Origin of the sequence: Brevibacillus agri (genome assembly GCF_004117055.1) — a bacterium.
Lineage (GTDB): Bacteria > Bacillota > Bacilli > Brevibacillales > Brevibacillaceae > Brevibacillus > Brevibacillus agri.
The window spans coordinates 1132603-1150000 of the sequence record NZ_CP026363.1 but is presented as its reverse complement, the minus strand read 5'-3'; the positions used below and the strand labels follow the sequence as shown (position 1 = coordinate 1150000).

Here is a 17398-nt window from a genome sequence, read left to right as displayed (position 1 = left end):
CTCCTGTCTCGAGCGGCTCCAAAACCACGTTTCTTTCGTCTCAAGCGATCGCTGCAACGACTCCTCGTTCATATAGGCAAGCGTCAAAACAGCCTTGCTCACCGCATCCTGTACAATGACAGGAATCAGTCCTTTTTCGTCAAAGCGCACGTTTTCTGCTGTAAGAAGCTCTACTGTCATGGCCGCACGACAACTCCTTTGGTCTGGAGATACTCTTTCACCGAGTGAATGGACGTCTCATCGTAATGGAAAATAGAAGCTGCCAGAGCGGCATCTGCCCGCCCCGCTGTCAGCACGTCGTAAAAGTCTTCCTTCGAGCCTGCCCCACCAGAAGCAATCACCGGAATGTTTACCGCTTCCGAGACGCGTCTGGTCAATTCGATCCCAAAGCCCTTTTTCTCGCCGTCATCATCCATGCTGGTCAAAAGAATTTCGCCTGCTCCCAGCGCTTCCACTTCTTGCGCCCAGCTAACGACATCTTTGCCGGCAGCGTTGCGTCCGCCGTGCGTGTACACTTCCCAGCGCCCTTCCCCTACCGACCTGGCGTCAATCGCGACTACGATGCACTGGGAGCCGAACACATTCGCCCCCTCGCGAACAAGCTCGGGACGAAGCACAGCGGCTGTGTTCAGCGAAATTTTGTCCGCTCCGGCGCGCAAAATCCGCTTCATGTCCTCCACGCTGTTGATGCCGCCGCCAACGGTAAACGGAATCGTAATGTTGGCCGCCGTCCGCTCGATGACATCCACCATCGTCTTGCGCCCTTCGTGGGAGGCGGAAATATCCAGGAACACCAGCTCGTCCGCACGCTCTTCACTGTACTTCTTCGCCAGCTCGACCGGATCTCCGGCGTCGCGCAGCCCCACAAACTGGACTCCTTTTACAACCCGCCCGTCTTTGACATCGAGACACGGGATGATTCTTTTAGCCAACATCCTGCTCACGTCCCTCCATGCGAGTCAGCGCTTCTTCCAGCGTGAAAGCGTCCGTGTAAAGAGCTTTTCCGACAATCGCGCCGGACACTCCGTCTGCTGCATGCCCTGCCAAAACGAGCAGGTCATCAAGCCGACTCACGCCTCCAGAGGCAATGACCGACTTGCCTGTCGCTATCGCGAGTGCTGCGATTTCCTCGACATTCGGCCCTGTCATCGTGCCGTCGCGGGCAATATCGGTATAAATAAACGTTTCCGCGCCGTATGCCACCAGCCGCTTTGCCAGCTCTGTCGCCGCGACGTCCGTTGTCTCCAGCCAGCCGCGCGTAGCGACCAGGCCATTGCGGCAGTCGAGTCCAATCGCGATTTTGTCGCCGTACGCCTGCAAAATCCGTTTCGTAAAAGGCTCGTCTTCAATCGCGGCGGTGCCGACAATCACCCGCGCCACGCCTGCATCCAAATAGTCCTTGATCTGCGCTTCCGTCCGAATGCCGCCGCCAACCTGCACGGGGACGGACACTGTGCGGGCGATTTCCTTGATGATGGACGCATTGGCCGGCTTTCCTTCCTTGGCCCCGTCCAGATCAACGAGGTGCACCCACTCGGCCCCCTGCTCTACCCAACGCTGTGCCATGGCAACAGGCGAATCCGCATACACCGTCTCCTGGGCGTAATCCCCTTGAAACAGCCGCACACATTTTCCACCGCGAATATCAATAGCTGGATAAATGATAAAACTCACGCCAAAACCCCCTCGCATTGAACGGCAAAATTGCGCAGCAGCCGCATCCCCGTCTCTCCGCTCTTTTCCGGATGGAACTGCATCCCGTACACCTGGCCACGTCCGACAATCGCCGTGACCTCCTGATGATAGTCGCTCGTCGCCAGCAGCACATCCGGCTTGCACAGCACATGGTAAGAGTGAACAAAATAAACGTACTCGCCTTCGCGCACTCCCTCCAGAAGCGGATGCTCCCGCCGGAGACGCAACTGGTTCCAGCCCATGTGCGGCACTTTGTAGTCGCCGCAAAAACGGACCACTTCACCGCGAATCAGGCCGAGTCCGGCGTTTTCCCCGTGCTCCTCGCTTTTGTCAAACAAAAGCTGCATCCCCAGGCAAATGCCCAAGATCGGCCGTTCGGAAGCGACGTATGCGTCAATCGCCCGATCCAGGCCCAGCTCCCTGATGTTTGCAATCGCGTCGCCAAAAGCGCCTACCCCCGGCAAAATCAGCCCGCTGTACTCCTGCAGCCGATCAGGCGCAGAAACGAACTCATACGAATAGCCGAGCCGCTCCAAAGCCTTGCTCAAGCTGTACAAATTGCCCATGCCGTAATCAATGATGCCGATCATTCTACAAAACCCCTTTGGTAGACGGGACCCCTTTTACACGCGGATCGATCGTCGTCGCTTCGTCCAGAGCACGGCCCAGCGCTTTGAAAATAGCCTCGATCATGTGGTGTGTATTGTGGCCGTAGTGCAAGATCACATGCAGATTGATCCGCGCTTCGAGCGCCAGCTTCCACAGAAATTCATGCACAAGCTCAGTCGGAAACTGGCCGACCATGTTCGTAGGATAAGCGGCCCGATACTCCAGATGCGGCCGGTTGCTAATGTCGATCACAACCTGCGCCAGCGCGTCATCCATCGGAACAAAGGCGTTTCCGTAGCGCTTGATTCCTTTTTTGTCGCCCAGTGCCTCGCGGATGCAATGCCCGAGACAGATGCCGATGTCCTCTACCGTGTGGTGGTAGTCGATTTCGATGTCTCCTTTTGCTTTTACCGTCAGATCAAAATGCCCGTGCCGGGTGAACAAGTCAAGCATGTGGTCCAAAAAAGGCACTCCCGACTCCTGCTTGCTTTCGCCTGCTCCATCTACGCCAAAAGAAAGGGCGATCTGCGTCTCATTTGTATTGCGCTCAATAGCTGCTGTGCGGATTGTACGATCACTCATCACTGGTCACACTCCTGCTTCTCGCGATCAAAGTCGCGCAGTCTCTCGGTTATGGCGCGTCCATGCCCCGCCAGCCCTTCCTGCTCGGCCAGGGTCACGATTTTTGGCCCGTTTTTCACCAGGTCATCCTTGCTGTAAGAGATGACACTGGATTTTTTGATAAAGTCATCCACCGACAGCGGCGAGGAAAAACGCGCCGTGCCGTTAGTCGGAATCACATGGTTGGTTCCGGCAAAATAATCGCCGACAGGCTCTGAGCTGTACGGCCCGAGGAAAATCGCCCCGGCGTTTTGCACCTTGCCCAACTGTGCGAAAGGCTCTGCAATCATGATCTCCAAATGCTCGGGAGCGATCCGGTTGATGACGGCGAACCCTTCGTCCAAATTTTCCACGAGCAAAATCGCCCCGTAATCCCGAATCGCCGCTGCAGCAATCGACTGGCGCGGCAGTTCGGCAAGCTGCCGCTCTACCTCCAGCGCCACCTGCTCGGCCAACTCCCGCGAAGGCGTGACCAAAATCGCGGCCGACATCGGATCATGCTCCGCCTGCGACAGCAAATCGGCAGCGACATAACGCGCATTGGCGGTGTCATCAGCCAGCACGGCAATTTCGCTTGGCCCGGCTACCATGTCAATGCTGACCAGCCCGAACACCTCGCGCTTTGCCAATGCGACAAAAATATTGCCCGGCCCGACGATCTTGTCTACCGCCTTGATCTGTTCCGTGCCATAGGTGAGCGCCGCGATGGCTTGCGCTCCGCCCACTTTGTAAATCTCCGTCACCCCCGCGATCTGCGCCGCTACGAGAATCGCCGGATTGACCTTGCCGTCCGCTCCCGGCGGGGTAGTGATGACCACCTCGGGGACGCCTGCGATTTTGGCCGGGATCGCGTTCATCAGGACGCTGGAAGGATAGGCGGCCGTGCCCCCTGGCACATACAGTCCCGCGCGCTGCAAAGGGCGAATCAACTGTCCCAGCATCGTGCCGCTCTCCTTCGTCACAAACCACGACTGGCGCACCTGGCGGCTATGGTAATCGCGTATGTTTTCCGCCGCCTCCTGCAAAGCCGCTTTGACCTGCGGAGAGACTTGCTCGCTCGCTTCGGCAAACTCCGCTGCGCTCACCCGAAACGTCTCCAGCCGCACCCGGTCAAACCTCTCTGTATATTCCCGCAAAGCTTCGTCTTTTCGCTCCCGAACAGCGGCGAGAATGGCCCTGACGCCTTCCTGCTGCTCTCTCGTCCCCGACTCCACCGACCGCTTTCCGTCAAACTGACTCGCTTCCATAATCCGCATGGTCCTTCTCCCCCTCCTTCTCTCTATTTTCTGCCTGGAATAACCTCCAGAAACTTTCCGGCAATATCATCGACCGCTTCGCTTTTCATCCGGTAGCTCGCGCGGTTGGCAATCAGCCGCGTCGTAATCTCGCAAATATGTTCCAGCTCCACCAGGCCATTTTCTTTTAACGTCCGGCCGGTAGAGACGATATCCACAATCCTGTCCGCAAGCCCGATCATCGGCGCCAGCTCCACCGAGCCGTTCAGCTTGATGACCTCCACCTGCTGCCCCTGCTCGCGAAAATAGCGGGAAGCGATCTTCGGATATTTGGTCGCCACTCTCGGCGCTTCTGTCGGCTTCCAGTCCGGCAATCCGGCGACCATCATCCGGCAGTAGCCGATCTGCAGGTCCAACAGCTCGTAGACATCCCGTTCTTCTTCGAGCAAAACATCCTTGCCGACCACGCCTACGTCCGCAACTCCGTATTCCACATAAGTCGGGACATCGGTAGGCTTTGCCAAAATAAATTCGAGCCTGGCATTTTCCACAGGGATGACCAGCTTGCGTGAATCCTGCAGTTCAGCCGTTACCTCCAGACCCGCCTGCTGCAAAAAGTGCACAGCCTCTTCAAAAATTCGCCCTTTGGGCATGGCAATCGTCAGCTTTTGCTCATTTGCGAAAAACGCCATCTCCTACTCCTCCTGTTCCGTCATGCAGATCACCTTGCTGTAGCCTTGCCCGCTCTCTGCCGCTATCTCCGCTTTTCCCGTTACGAGCCGGGTCACGACCACCTGGAAGTCCGCGCGCAACTGCTGCGCCTTTGCCAATGCTTCCGGCCGCCGATCTTCTGTATAAAGCAGCAAAATGCGTTCTGGCGCTTGACCTCGCAGCGACGGCGTGACCGTCAGCAGCCGATCCATTTTGATCGCAAACCCGGTGGCAGGTGCAGAGCGCCCGAACTGGGCCAAAAGCTGATCGTAACGCCCGCCGCCCAACAGCGGAGAGCCGAGATCGGCGGCGTAGCCTTCAAAGACAACGCCTGTATAGTAGTTCAGATTGATAATCAGATTGAAGTCCAACAGCAAATCCTCGGTAACCCCGTATGCCTCCAGCGATTCCCACAAGGAAGCAATCGTTTCTACCGCCCGCCCTGCTTTTCCGTCACCCGCAAGCTCCCGCGCCTCCGCGATTTTGCTTTTTCCGCCGCGCAAACGAAGCAAGGCGTCCAGCCGCTTTTTCCCCGCAGAGTCAATCGCAACCGTCTCCAGCAATTGGCGGAAGCCGACAAAATCGCGCTCGTGCAAATACTGGCGGAATTGCTGGCGCACATCCTCTTCGGCGACCACGTCCTCCAGCAGCCCGTCTACAAAATCGACGTGCCCGATCGCGATTCGGAACGTCTCCACGCCTGCCGCCCGCAAACAAAAAACTGCCAGCGCGATCGCCTCCGCATCCGCATCCACAGAGCCGTCGCCAATCAGCTCGATCCCCGTCTGGAAAAACTCCGCATTTCGGCCAGCTTCCTTCTCCTGGGCGCGAAACACGTTGGCCTGATAAAACAGGCGGATCGGCAGCGGTACATCTTTATATAAAGAAGAAACAACGCGAGCGATTGGCGTCGTCATGTCCGGCCGCAGCACAACGGTATGCCCCTGTTTATCCAACAGGCGAAACATTCGATCTGTCAGCGTTGCGCTCGCCATTCCCACGGTATCGTAATACTCCAGCGACGGTGTGGAAATTTCCTCGTACCCCCACCGTTCGATACAATGCCGCAGCGCCCGCTCCAAATGCCGTTGCTTCGCCAGTGATTCCGGTAATATGTCCCGCATCCCCAGCGGTTTTTCAAATCCCAACGGCTTCGCCATCGTCATTCCCTCCATTGCTCCGTTTCGCTTTACTCTGCTAATATGGTAACAAACTAAAGTGTTATGATGAAGATTACCACGAAGACCGCTCACGGTCAACGGAGATGAGAATAGTCGGAAAATTCTTGATTATAAGCTGTAGGCGACCCGAACAATGCTTGCAAACACCGCTCATCTCCAACGGCTTCACCAGCAGCCCCGCTTCTCTCTGCTGCAAGCCAATAAAAAAGAGCCCGCCAAAACGGACTCCGTTCCTTTATTCTTTCTTTCTCCCGCAAAAGCCTGACCAGCGGCGCGCGAGCCTATTTTTCCTCAAGCCCTCCCGGCCGAATCACTTGCATCGGGTTGCCGCCGACAAAAGACCCGGGCGCCACGTCCTTGTGGACCACCGTTCCCGCAGCCACGATCGCCCCGTCCCCAATCGTCACCCCCGGCAAAATCGTCGAGTTGGCTCCAATCAGCACCCTGTCACCAATGCGCACTTCTCCCAGCCGGTATTCCTCCACGAGATACTCGTGGGCGAGAATGGTCGTATTGTAGCCAATTACACTGTTTTTGCCGATTTTTATCAACTCCGGAAACATCGTGTCCATCATGACCATCAGCGCCACTGCCGTTTCCTGCCCGACCTCCATCCGCAAAAAGGTGCGGTACATCCAGTTTTTCCATGACGGAAAAGGCGTGTAGCGGGCAAGCTGGATGACGATGAAGTTTTTCATGACTTTCCAGAAGCTGACCGTGCGGTACATTTGCCAGAGCGGGTTTGGCCCCTGGACCGGATAACGTGTTGTCTTCCTCATGCGCCACTCTCCGTCCTACAAGTCTGAATCGGCATCTTCCAGAATGGCGTTCGACTGCTTGCGCGAGAAATGCATCGCCGCATTGTAGCCCATCCGCTTCAGGCGGAAGTTCATCGCCGCCACTTCGATAATGACGGCCAGGTTTCGCCCTGGTCGCACGGGTACGGTAATGATCGGGATGTCCGTGTCCATGATTTTCAGCGTCTCTTCGTCCAGTCCAAGCCGCTCGTACATTTTGTGCGGCTCCCACAGCTCCAGTTGCACGACCATCTCAATATTTTTCACGTTGCGGACAGCCCCTGCTCCGAACATGGTCATGACATTGATGATCCCCACGCCGCGAATCTCCAGCAAATGCTGGATCAGCTCAGGTGCGCTGCCGCTTAGCTGGCCTGCCTGCGTCTGGCGAATTTCGACAGCATCATCCGCCACCAGCCGATGCCCGCGTTTGACCAGTTCCAAAGCGGCTTCGCTTTTCCCGATTCCGCTCGATCCCATAATCAGGACGCCGACCCCGTAAATATCCGTCAGCACGCCATGAATCGTGGTAGTAGGCGCCAGGCGGTTCTCCAGGAAGTTGGTCATTTTGCCCACCAAGGTCGTCGTCGCCAAAGGCGATTGCAGCACAGGCACGCCCCAGTTGTTCGAGGCCTCGATCATTTCCTCCGGGACAGGCTGGTTGCGCGTCACACAAAAACACGGCGTCTGCCCCTGCATCAAAAAATTCATGCGCTCCAATCGCTCATCCCTGTTCAGCGTCTGGAAAAAGTTGATTTCCGTCAAGCCAAACAGTTGAATCCGTTCCTCGGCGTAGTAGGAGTAGTAGCCTGCAAGCTGCAAGCCCGGACGGCTCAAATCCGTCACCGTAATCTCGCGCCCCAGCCCCTCTTCTCCGCTTAAAATCGTCATATTGAAATGATCCACAAGGTGGCTCACATTTGTCTTGCGCATGAAAGCTTCCCCCTTATCTGGGATATCCGTCCCCGGTTGTGTGCCTCTATTGTATCGAAACCGTCTTGCCTCCGACAACCTTTGCCTCTCGCCCCCCAACTTGCCTAAGCTTGCAATTTGTCGTATCATTTACATTTTTCGCGTTATTTCATAAGATATAAAATGAGGTTGGTATCAGGCGAAATCTGGTTAAAGTGCAAATATAGACTGCTTTACTCCGAATGTCGGACAAAAAGAGGAGGCAACACCTTGGATTTTTTACTTCGCTTCTTACTCGTAGACATACCCGAAGCCTTCTTGCTACTGACGATTAGTTTGGCTTTATTCAACCTGTCGGTGTTCGAAAAGAAGAAACAAGCCATTCTATTTAGCCTGCTATTTGCACTAACAGGCGAGCTGCTAACTTTGCTGGAAGTGCTTTATCAACCGAAAGTGATATTGATGTTTTTATGCATGACTGCGTACCTGATCCTGTTATATCGGTTTAACATTCTCAAATCGGTATTTATGGGAACGATCGCACTGGTCGTCATGATTCTTGCCGAATCAATTATTCTCGCCATTTTTAACAGTCAGCAGTTATTCCTGGAAGAAATATTGTCTACTACGATGCTAGCAGTGTTTGCCCGTTTATTTTATCTAGGCGTATTTCTAACCATCGCTATCGTATTGCGAACAACCAAATTTGACATTCATCAGCTATTTCAGCACAACCGTTTAAATCGTTACTTGTTCCTGTTAATTCTTCTGGGAAGCGTCGAGTTTTTGCTCATTCTATTTATGAACACGTCGTTTTTTCTGAGAGAGAACAACTCGGCCATTCTTGCGCTGTATACTCCGCAGTTTCAAATGTTCTTTCAGTTAGCCATTTTGGCTTTGTTCATCGTAATTGTGGTTTTGTTCCGGATTTATCTTAATTTGACGATCAATCGTGTAGAAGAAGAAACCGGAACGCCTTATTTGAACAGCATTCAGGATCTCTTTACCGCCGTTCGCTCCATCAAGCACGATTCTTTGAACCATTACACAGCAATCAATGGATTCTTGAAAAAAGAACTGCATAGCCACGCCAAAGAATACGTAGAGCAACTGTTAAAGGAAACGGTCCTGATTGAAAGATCCGCTGATTCCAGTTCGCAAGTATTGGAGCGTATCAAAAATCCTGCCGTTGCTTCCTTGCTGCAATCCAAAATGGTAGTTTGTCTGGCTGAGCGTATCTCGCTCACGTTGGAAATCAAGGAGATCAGCCAGTTCTCGCACTACAAAACATATGATTTAATCAAAATCTTGGGCAATCTGCTGGACAACGCCATACGTGCAACCTCTTACGAACTGGAGGAAAATCGCTACATACGCCTTGAATGGGGACAAACAGAAAACGAGCACTTCCTGTATATCGAAAATAGCGGTCCGACAATCCCGGAATGTCAACTTCAGGAAATCTTCCAAATGGGCTATACCACGAAGAAAAATGGAGAAGGCGGACTTGGACTAGCCATCGTCAAAAACGTGGCGGAACGCTACAACGGCAACATTCAAGTCAAATCTGCCGATGGTATCACCAGTTTTTGCATTTCTTTTGCAAACCGCTAGCAGGGAGGCAACCGAATGACCTGGACAGAAAAATTGTCAGGAAAAATTGCCCGGTCGATTAAGACAGAAGATTCGCCATACACCGTGGGACAATTGGCGCATGGAATTGAACTCTTTTTGCTAAATGTCATCAATCTTTTCTTCATCGTACTCGTTTCTGCGGTATTCAACTTATTAGGAGAAGTCTTCCCTCTCCTTTGTTTCTTTTTTCTACTCCGTTTTTTCACGGGCGGCGTTCATTTTAAAAATCCATGGTCCTGTCTAGTAGCGACACTCCTGCTCTTACTTATTGGCGGTGCTATTATCAAGTATGTTTCTCTGGCTTCTGTTGCTGTCATGCCGCTCCTCATCCTTCTCGTTGCAGGGGCAGGAACATTTATCAATTATACATACGCTCCAGCTAAACATACATACATGCCAGACAACCCAACTGTCCAGAAAAAGCATCGAAAAATCGCTATTCTACTGATAGTTATTGGTTGCATTCTCTCACTTTTCTTGGTAAGATATTCCTATAAGCTACCTATGACTTACATACTAGCAATTATCTATCAGTCTCTGCTTCTCATGCCTGTTTCGTTTCGCTTTGTATCTTTCCTAGAAAAAACATTTTCGAGAGGATGATACCCATGAAGAAAGTGCTTTCCACTGTTTGCAGTTTCTTTGGCGCCCTGTCTGTTTTGAGCGTCGCAGGTGTTATGAAAGTCGGTTTCTTGTACGAACCACTCCCGCCTCACATGCGAAACGAAGAGAAATCTAACAATCAAGCATAATCCCGCCACAATAGCAAACCCGCGAACTCTCCCGAAAGAGTCCGCGGGTTTTTTTTGATGCTTTCTACCTTTTCTCTTTTTTCATGCCGACAACCATTTCGATCAACCAGCCAAAAATACTCATCAGCGCGGCAGCCACGATGACGATGCCGATATTGTCCGGCCACGGTCCCACTTCGAATCCGTCAATGAAATAGGCTGTCAGGGCAAACGTCACAGCGTTGATGACAAACCAGAAAAGCCCCAACGTCAGGATCGTCAGCGGCAAAGTAAAAAACATTAGCACCGGACGAATCAACGTGTTCACGACACCCAAAATCAGAATGGCCCACAATGCCACGGTGAAATTCGCAACATAAATGGACGCAAACCATTTGCTAATGAAAAGCAAGGCAGCTCCGTTCAGGAGCATTTTGATTATCCAGCGGATCATCCTCATTCCTCCTTCCGCCAGTTTCCCCAGCGTCTACTGGAGTCCTTTCACTTCCCGCTCCCACTGCGCAAAAAAGCGGACCATGAACGCGTGCCGTTCCTGCGCAATCGCTTGGGCCGTTTTGGTGAACAGCCTGTCTTTGATGCGCTGCAGCTTCCAGTCGTACTCCTTGAACGGAGTATGCTGCTGCGGGTCGTCGGATTGGATAGGCCCTCCAATAACCCCAGTATAAGCAAAAACTCTGGCAACTCCAATAGCGCCAATTGAATCGAGCTTGTCCGCATCGAACAAGATTTTTTCTTCCAGGGTTACAGGCGGACGCTCCTTGCGAAAGCGATGGGCGAGGATCGCGGACTGTACCCGCGCGATCCGTTCTTCATCCATGCCGCGCTCCCGCAGCCATTTTCCTGCTACTCGCGCGCTGATTTCCGCGTGACACTCCCCGGTCTGCCGCTCCTCCGCTCTCCCGACATCGTGCAGCAAAGCAGCGAGGCGCAGCACCTGCATGTCCGCCCCTTCCTCGCCGCCGATCCGCTCGCACATTGCCAGCACGCGCAAATTATGCTGCCAATCGTGTGCAGGGTCTTGACCGTCAAAGCATTTTTTCGCTTCCTCCACCAGATCGGCTGGGAGGGCCGCCAGCGCTTTTGCCACGTATTCCATGTTCTTCTCCCCCGTCTCTTGCCAGCATGAGCATGGCATGGCGCAGCCTCGCCACGCTTTTAGCGGTTCCCTTTTTCTTGCCCGGCTTGTTTTGTACAGAAAAAGACGCCCCCCTGCTTTTGCCAGGGAGGCCATCTTTGTTTACTTCGATACCAACTGTTCCAGCTTGGCCATGGTTCTCGCTCTATCTCTTTCCAAAATCGGCTTCAAGTACGTTCCCGTGTACGAGCCTTCCAATTGCGCCACTTCTTCCGGCGTACCTGTGCCGACAATCTGTCCGCCGCGGGTACCGCCTTCTGGCCCCAAATCGACGATGTAATCGACCGTTTTGATGACATCCAGATTGTGCTCGATGACGAGTACTGTGTCGCCGTTTTCCACCAGGCGCTGCAACACCTTGAGCAGACGGTCGATGTCATCCGTATGCAAGCCTGTTGTCGGCTCATCCAAAATGTACAGCGTGCGCCCTGTGCTGCGGCGATACAGCTCGGAGGCCAGCTTGACGCGCTGCGCTTCCCCGCCGGAGAGAGTCGTTGCAGGCTGTCCCAGCTTCATGTAGCCAAGGCCGACGTCCACAATCGTTTGCAGCTTGCGCTCGATCTTCGGCAGATTGCGGAAAAACTCCACCGCATCCTCAATCGTCATTTCCAGCACGTCAGCGATGCTCTTGCCCTTGTATTTTACATCGAGCGTCTCCCGGTTGTAGCGCTTGCCGTGGCACACCTCGCAAGGCACGTACACGTCCGGCAAAAAGTGCATCTCGATTTTGATAATCCCGTCGCCGCTGCACGCCTCACAGCGCCCGCCTTTGACGTTGAAGCTGAAGCGACCTTTTTTGTAACCGCGCACCTTCGCTTCGTTCGTCGAGGCAAACAGATCGCGAATGTCGTCAAAGACGCCTGTGTACGTCGCCGGATTGGAGCGCGGCGTCCGGCCAATTGGGGATTGGTCGATATCAATGACTTTGTCCAGATGCTCCAGTCCCACGATGCGGCGGTGTTCGCCCGGCTTTACTTTGGCGCCGTTCAGATCGCGCGACAGCGCCTTTTGCAAAATCTCGTTGATGAGCGTACTTTTCCCGGAGCCTGATACACCTGTCACAGCGACGAACAATCCCAGCGGAATTTTCGCTGTGACGTTTTTCAGGTTGTTTTCCTTCGCGCCCTCGATTTTGATCCATTTGTCTGTAGGCTTTCTGCGCTCCAGCGGGACCGGAATGAACTTGCGACCGCTCAAATAGGCGCCTGTGAGCGAGTTTTCATCCTTCATCACTTCTTCCGGCGTGCCCGCAGACACTACCTGGCCACCGTGAATACCCGCACCAGGCCCGATGTCGATAATGTAGTCGCAAGCCATCATCGTATCTTCGTCATGCTCGACGACGATCAGCGTGTTCCCCAGCTTGGTCATATGCTCCAGGGTCTTAATCAGGCGGGCGTTATCCCGCTGGTGCAGACCGATGCTCGGCTCGTCGAGGATGTAGAGGACGCCCATCAGGCTGGAGCCGATCTGGGTAGCCAGCCTGATCCGCTGCGCCTCGCCCCCGGACAATGTCCCGGCCGCCCGGCTCAGAGTCAAGTAATCCAGCCCGACGTCGATCAAAAAGTTGAGCCGTGCCTTGATTTCCTTCACGATCAGGTTGGCAATCTTCGCTTCCCGCTCGGTCAACTCCAGTTCATTAATGAACTGGTGTGCATCGAGAATCGACAGCGTCGTCAGCTCGGAAATGCTGCGCTCTCCAACCTTCACAGCGAGGCTCTCCTGACGCAAACGGTGCCCTTTGCAGACAGGGCAAGGTTTTTGGCTCATGAAGCCTTCGATTTGCTCGCGAATGTAGTCCGAGCTGGTTTCCAGATGACGGCGTTGCAGATTCGGAATGACGCCTTCAAACGGCACAACCGCTTCCCTGACTTGCCCGAACTCATTTTCATAGCGGAACTGGATTTTCTCCCCTTCGCTGCCGTACATCAAAATCTGCACTTGCTCCGGGGGCAGCTCCTCGTATGGAATGTCCATGCGAATGTTAAAGTGGCGGCAAGCCGATTCCAGCAACTGCTGATAGTAAGTCGACGACTTCGGCTCCCAGGCGCCAATCGCGCCGTCATGCAACGTCTTGGTCGCATCCGGAACGACCATGTCCGGGTCTACCTCCAGCTTTACGCCCAAACCGTCGCACTCCGGACACGCGCCAAACGGACTGTTGAAAGAGAAAATTCGCGGCTCCAGCTCGCCGATGGAAAATCCGCAAATCGGGCAGGCGTGCTTCTCGCTGAACAACAGCTCCTCCTGCTCCATCACGTCGACGATCACCTTGCCGTCCGCGAGGCGCAAAGCCGTCTCCAAAGAGTCCGCGAGACGCGACTGCACATCCGGCTTCACGACGACGCGATCCACCACGACTTCGATGTTGTGCTTTTTGTTTTTTTCCAGCTTGATGTCCTCGGACAAATCGGTAATTTCGCCGTTCACACGCACGCGCACGAAGCCCTGCTTGCGAATGTCCTCCAGCAGCTTGACGTGCTCTCCCTTGCGTCCCTGTACCATGGGCGCGAGGATTTGCATTCTCGTGCGCTCCGGGTACTCCATCAGGCGATCTACCATCTGCTCGATCGTCTGGGACTGAATTTCGATGCCGTGCTCTGGACAGATCGCTCTGCCCACACGCGCATACAAAAGACGCAAATAGTCGTAGATTTCCGTCACCGTGCCGACTGTGGAGCGCGGGTTGCGGCTCGTCGTCTTCTGGTCGATGGAAATAGCGGGCGACAGCCCTTCAATCGAATCCACATCCGGCTTGTCCATCTGCCCGAGGAACTGGCGGGCATAGGCAGAGAGAGACTCCACGTAGCGCCGCTGTCCCTCTGCGTAAATCGTGTCAAAAGCAAGGGAAGACTTTCCCGAGCCGGACAAACCCGTCAATACGACGAATTTGTCCCTCGGAATCACTACATCAATGTTTTTCAGATTGTGGGCACGCGCGCCCTTGACGACAATATGTTCCAATGGCATGAAAAAACCTCTCCTTAGAGTTCCGCCTTCAGCTCCAGAATCAAATCACGCAGTTCGGCCGCACGCTCGAACATGAGGTTGCGCGCCGCTTCCTTCATTTCTTCTTCCATGCGTTCGATGACAGCCAGTCGATCTTTCTTCGGCATCTTCTTGAAATCGGCGTGTGGCAAATAGTCCGCTTTTTCCTCGGCCACCTTTGTCGCCTCAATCACTTCGCGCACAGCTTTTTTCACCGTCTGCGGGGTGATGCCGTGCTTCTCGTTGTAGGCGAGCTGGATGGCGCGGCGGCGCTCCGTCTCGCGAATCGCCGAGTTCATCGAGTCCGTCATCTTGTCCGCGTACATAATCACGCGCCCTTCGGCGTTCCGGGCTGCCCGCCCGATCGTCTGGATCAGGGAGCGCTCATTGCGCAGGAAGCCTTCCTTGTCGGCGTCCAAAATAGCGACAAGCGAAACCTCGGGCAAGTCCAGACCTTCCCGCAACAGGTTGATCCCGATCAGCACGTCAAATTCGCCCAATCGCAAGGAACGCAAAATCTGCATCCGTTCGATCGTCTTGATGTCGGAGTGCAAGTAGCGGACCTTGATCCCGATTTCTTTCAAGTAATCGGTCAGGTCCTCCGACATTTTTTTCGTCAATGTCGTGACGAGGACGCGTTCGTTTTTGGCAATCGTAGCCTGGATTTCCCCGATGAGATCGTCAATTTGCCCTTTGATCGGGCGCACCGAGATCGTCGGGTCGACCAGTCCTGTCGGGCGAATGACCTGCTGCACCAGTTCCGGGCAGTGCTCCAGCTCATACGGGCCGGGCGTTGCCGAGATGTATATCGCCTGGTTGATTTTCTGCTCAAACTCCTCGAATCGCAGCGGGCGGTTATCCTTCGCAGACGGCAGGCGGAATCCATGCTCGACCAGTACGTTCTTGCGCGCCTGGTCGCCGTTGTACATCCCCCGCACCTGCGGCAAGGTCATGTGCGACTCGTCAATCAACAGCAGGTAGTCCTCTGGAAAGTAATCCATCAGCGTGTACGGAGCGTGCCCTGCCGGAAGCCCCGTCAGATGGCGCGAGTAGTTTTCGATCCCGGAGCAAAAGCCCATCTCCAGCATCATCTCAATATCGTAGCGCGTCCGCTGCTCCAGCCGCTGCGCTTCCAGCAGCTTCCCGGCTGCGCGCAGCTCTGCCAGCCGCTCTTCCAGCTCCGCCTCGATGCTTTGGACGGCCAGCTTCATTTTTTCTTCGCGGGTGACATAGTGGGACGCAGGGAAAATCGCTACGTGGTCGCGCTGCCCTAAAATCTCTCCGGTCAGCACGTCAATGGAGGTGATCCGCTCAATTTCGTCTCCGAAAAACTCCACGCGAATCGCCTGCTCGCTCTGTGACGCCGGAAAAATCTCCACGACGTCTCCGCGCACCCGGAAGGTCCCCCGCGTAAAGTTGATGTCGTTGCGCGTGTACTGGATGTCGACCAGCCGATGCAAAATCTCGTCTCGTCCTTTTTCCATGCCGACGCGCAGCGACAGCAGCAGCTCCTTGTATTCTTCCGGCGAACCCAAGCCGTAGATGCACGATACCGACGCCACAATAATGACGTCGCGCCGCTCAAACAGGGCACTGGTCGCCGAGTGACGCAGCTTGTCGATCTCGTCGTTGATGCTGGAGTCTTTTTCAATAAACGTATCCGATTGGGGAATGTACGCTTCCGGCTGGTAGTAGTCGTAGTAGCTGACGAAGTATTCCACCGCGTTATTCGGGAAAAACTCCTTGAACTCTGCGCATAGCTGGGCAGCCAATGTCTTGTTGTGCGCCATCACCAGTGTCGGCTTGTTCACCTGGGCAATCACCTGGGCGGCCGTATAGGTTTTTCCCGTACCAGTGGCCCCGAGCAACGTCTGGTGCCGCTTGCCTGCCTGAAGCCCCGCTACCAGTTCGGCGATCGCGGTCGGCTGGTCACCGGACGGTTGATACTCCGATACCAATTCAAAACGGTCCATTCCCTCGTTCATCTCCTCGTTGCATAACTGTTTCTATTTCCATTATAACACAATTCCGGCTATGATAAGCCGAAATTCGAACAAATGTTTGTCTTCATCCTTCGACACATTATACCGATAATAAGTAGTAGTGTACAAGCACGTACGGTTAGACTCGCCACCTTCAGGGAGGATCGACATGTCAGATATCGGAACCACCGTTAAAAATAATCCTTATATTCAACCACATATGAGCTATCAAGGCAAAAAGGAGTTCACCACAGAGCTTGACAACAACGCCTTCATGAAGCTGCTGCTGGAACAGTTGAAGCATCAGGACCCGATGTCCCCGATGGACAACTCCCAGTTCATCCAGCAGACGAGCATGATGACCATGGTGGAAAAAATCACCAAAATGGCGACGCTGATGGAGCAATCGAACAACAGCATGCTGACACTGGAAAAGTACGAGTCGCTGATCGGCCGCACCGCCACCTACTCCCTCACGACCAAAGACGAGGTGACGGGTGAAACCTCGACGGAGACGAAGGAAGGCGTGCTCGACGCCGTTTACATGGACAGCGGCAAAATCTACTTCCGCATCGCCGGAGAGTCTACCCCGATTCCGCTCGCGGACATCAAAGGTCTGGAATCGCAGGGCATGACCGGAAATGCGCTGGATAGCAGCGTGAAGTTCATGAACATGATCGGCAAGGAAATCTCGTACAAGACGACCAAGGAAGTAGACAAAGACGGCAATCCGGCGACCACAGACGACATCACCAAAGTAGATGAAATCGCCAACGCGGTCGTCACAGGCTTCTCCATGAAAGACGGCGCCACACAGTTTACGCTCGATAACGGCATGACGGTCAAGCTCGATCAGGTCGTGGGCATGAGCGTCAGGCCGGACAGCAGCGTCATGAGCAATTCGCTGCAGTACGCCCAAATGATCGGCTTCAACATCACCTATACGGAAAAGCAAACCAATACAGACGGCTCGACCATAGACAACAGCCTGAACGGTGTCATTAAAGCCGTCAGCATGAAAAACGGCGTCGTGGAGTTCGTCTTGACTGATGACAAAAAAATTGCGCTGAATCAAATCACCGGGTTTGAAGCGAGCGCCTAGTCCTTTCTATGCGAAAAAGCCGCACTTGCTCTCTCTGGAGCGT

At 54.2% G+C, this 17398-nt stretch carries 17 protein-coding genes (1 of these 17 cut by a window edge); 3 read left to right on the top strand and 14 right to left on the bottom strand.

The features are described from left to right. The 10 genes from hisIE to hprK all read right to left on the bottom strand — a co-directional run. Positions 1-180, bottom strand: the 5' end (the start) of a protein-coding gene (gene hisIE, locus BA6348_RS05740; RefSeq protein WP_005829923.1) for a bifunctional phosphoribosyl-AMP cyclohydrolase/phosphoribosyl-ATP diphosphatase HisIE. 504 nt of this gene lie to the left of the window's left edge; the window shows 180 of its 684 coding nt (coding positions 1-180); its start codon is at positions 178-180; the stop codon falls past the left edge of the window. Beyond that, complete coding sequence (gene hisF / locus BA6348_RS05735) at positions 177-935, bottom strand: imidazole glycerol phosphate synthase subunit HisF (RefSeq protein ID WP_007777911.1); 759 nt, start codon at positions 933-935, stop codon at positions 177-179. Before hisF ends, hisIE begins: the two co-directional genes overlap by 4 nt. Beyond that, a complete protein-coding gene (hisA, locus tag BA6348_RS05730; RefSeq protein ID WP_122952595.1) occupies positions 925-1674 on the bottom strand; it encodes a 1-(5-phosphoribosyl)-5-[(5-phosphoribosylamino)methylideneamino]imidazole-4-carboxamide isomerase in 750 nt (249 codons plus the stop codon). Before hisA ends, hisF begins: the two co-directional genes overlap by 11 nt. Further along, the gene (hisH, locus tag BA6348_RS05725) at positions 1671-2285 is read right to left on the bottom strand and encodes an imidazole glycerol phosphate synthase subunit HisH (RefSeq protein WP_007777914.1); all 615 of its coding nucleotides are present in this window, start codon (positions 2283-2285) and stop codon (positions 1671-1673) included. The genes hisA and hisH overlap by 4 nt, the downstream gene beginning before the upstream one ends. Position 2286: 1 nt before the next feature. After that, positions 2287-2886: an imidazoleglycerol-phosphate dehydratase HisB gene (gene hisB / locus BA6348_RS05720; protein ID WP_007777917.1), complete on the bottom strand. Its 600-nt coding sequence runs from the start codon at positions 2884-2886 to the stop codon at positions 2287-2289. Further along, complete coding sequence (gene hisD / locus BA6348_RS05715) at positions 2886-4181, bottom strand: histidinol dehydrogenase (protein WP_122952594.1); 1296 nt, start codon at positions 4179-4181, stop codon at positions 2886-2888. Before hisD ends, hisB begins: the two co-directional genes overlap by 1 nt. Positions 4182-4204: 23 nt before the next feature. Next, complete coding sequence (gene hisG, locus BA6348_RS05710) at positions 4205-4852, bottom strand: ATP phosphoribosyltransferase (RefSeq protein WP_005829913.1); 648 nt, start codon at positions 4850-4852, stop codon at positions 4205-4207. A gap of 3 nt (positions 4853-4855) precedes the next feature. Next, positions 4856-6031, bottom strand: a complete 1176-nt coding sequence (locus BA6348_RS05705) for an ATP phosphoribosyltransferase regulatory subunit (RefSeq protein ID WP_122952593.1) — start codon at positions 6029-6031, stop codon at positions 4856-4858. Between the two features lie 302 nt (positions 6032-6333). Next, positions 6334-6831: an acyltransferase gene (locus BA6348_RS05700; protein WP_007777925.1), complete on the bottom strand. Its 498-nt coding sequence runs from the start codon at positions 6829-6831 to the stop codon at positions 6334-6336. Between the two features lie 15 nt (positions 6832-6846). Beyond that, positions 6847-7782, bottom strand: coding sequence for an HPr(Ser) kinase/phosphatase (gene hprK, locus BA6348_RS05695; RefSeq protein WP_005829909.1), 936 nt, complete (start codon positions 7780-7782; stop codon positions 6847-6849). 249 nt (positions 7783-8031) lie between these two features. Between hprK and BA6348_RS05690 the strand changes: the two genes are divergently transcribed. Together BA6348_RS05690 and BA6348_RS05685 are read left to right on the top strand one after the other, a co-directional pair. Next, positions 8032-9375 carry a sensor histidine kinase gene (locus BA6348_RS05690; RefSeq protein ID WP_005829907.1) on the top strand — a complete coding sequence of 448 codons (1344 nt, stop codon included), beginning with the start codon at positions 8032-8034 and terminating at the stop codon, positions 9373-9375. 15 nt (positions 9376-9390) lie between these two features. Further along, positions 9391-9999 carry an accessory gene regulator ArgB-like protein gene (locus tag BA6348_RS05685; protein ID WP_005829905.1) on the top strand — a complete coding sequence of 203 codons (609 nt, stop codon included), beginning with the start codon at positions 9391-9393 and terminating at the stop codon, positions 9997-9999. Between the two features lie 213 nt (positions 10000-10212). Here the strand turns inward: BA6348_RS05685 and BA6348_RS05680 are convergent, their stop codons facing one another. From BA6348_RS05680 to uvrB, 4 genes are all read right to left on the bottom strand, one after another. Continuing rightward, entirely contained in the window at positions 10213-10581 is a 369-nt protein-coding gene (locus tag BA6348_RS05680) for a phage holin family protein (protein WP_005829904.1), read from the bottom strand. 33 nt (positions 10582-10614) lie between these two features. Further along, entirely contained in the window at positions 10615-11244 is a 630-nt protein-coding gene (locus BA6348_RS05675; RefSeq protein WP_122952592.1) for an HD domain-containing protein, read from the bottom strand. Positions 11245-11385: 141 nt separating this feature from the next. Continuing rightward, complete coding sequence (gene uvrA, locus BA6348_RS05670) at positions 11386-14253, bottom strand: excinuclease ABC subunit UvrA (protein WP_122952591.1); 2868 nt, start codon at positions 14251-14253, stop codon at positions 11386-11388. Positions 14254-14267: 14 nt separating this feature from the next. Then, positions 14268-16244 (bottom strand): excinuclease ABC subunit UvrB, encoded by a 1977-nt coding sequence (gene uvrB / locus BA6348_RS05665; RefSeq protein ID WP_005829898.1) that lies wholly within the window; start codon positions 16242-16244, stop codon positions 14268-14270. Positions 16245-16422: 178 nt separating this feature from the next. Between uvrB and BA6348_RS05660 the strand changes: the two genes are divergently transcribed. Further along, positions 16423-17355, top strand: a complete 933-nt coding sequence (locus tag BA6348_RS05660; protein WP_025844311.1) for a flagellar hook assembly protein FlgD — start codon at positions 16423-16425, stop codon at positions 17353-17355. The last annotated feature ends 43 nt before the right edge of the window (positions 17356-17398 follow it).

Bases quoted from the DNA above. Each gene is read 5' to 3' on its own strand.
- hisB (WP_007777917.1), bottom strand. From the start codon at position 2,886: ATGAGTGATCGTACAATCCGCACAGCAGCTATTGAGCGCAATACAAAT.
- BA6348_RS05685 (WP_005829905.1), top strand. From the start codon at position 9,391: ATGACCTGGACAGAAAAATTGTCAGGAAAAATTGCCCGGTCGATTAAG.
- hisD (WP_122952594.1), bottom strand. From the start codon at position 4,181: ATGCGGATTATGGAAGCGAGTCAGTTTGACGGAAAGCGGTCGGTGGAG.
- BA6348_RS05660 (WP_025844311.1), top strand. From the start codon at position 16,423: ATGTCAGATATCGGAACCACCGTTAAAAATAATCCTTATATTCAACCA.
- hisG (WP_005829913.1), bottom strand. From the start codon at position 4,852: ATGGCGTTTTTCGCAAATGAGCAAAAGCTGACGATTGCCATGCCCAAA.
- BA6348_RS05700 (WP_007777925.1), bottom strand. From the start codon at position 6,831: ATGAGGAAGACAACACGTTATCCGGTCCAGGGGCCAAACCCGCTCTGG.
- uvrA (WP_122952591.1), bottom strand. From the start codon at position 14,253: ATGCCATTGGAACATATTGTCGTCAAGGGCGCGCGTGCCCACAATCTG.
- BA6348_RS05680 (WP_005829904.1), bottom strand. From the start codon at position 10,581: ATGATCCGCTGGATAATCAAAATGCTCCTGAACGGAGCTGCCTTGCTT.
- BA6348_RS05705 (WP_122952593.1), bottom strand. From the start codon at position 6,031: ATGGCGAAGCCGTTGGGATTTGAAAAACCGCTGGGGATGCGGGACATA.
- hprK (WP_005829909.1), bottom strand. From the start codon at position 7,782: ATGCGCAAGACAAATGTGAGCCACCTTGTGGATCATTTCAATATGACG.
- hisH (WP_007777914.1), bottom strand. From the start codon at position 2,285: ATGATCGGCATCATTGATTACGGCATGGGCAATTTGTACAGCTTGAGC.
- hisF (WP_007777911.1), bottom strand. From the start codon at position 935: ATGTTGGCTAAAAGAATCATCCCGTGTCTCGATGTCAAAGACGGGCGG.
- BA6348_RS05675 (WP_122952592.1), bottom strand. From the start codon at position 11,244: ATGGAATACGTGGCAAAAGCGCTGGCGGCCCTCCCAGCCGATCTGGTG.
- uvrB (WP_005829898.1), bottom strand. From the start codon at position 16,244: ATGGACCGTTTTGAATTGGTATCGGAGTATCAACCGTCCGGTGACCAG.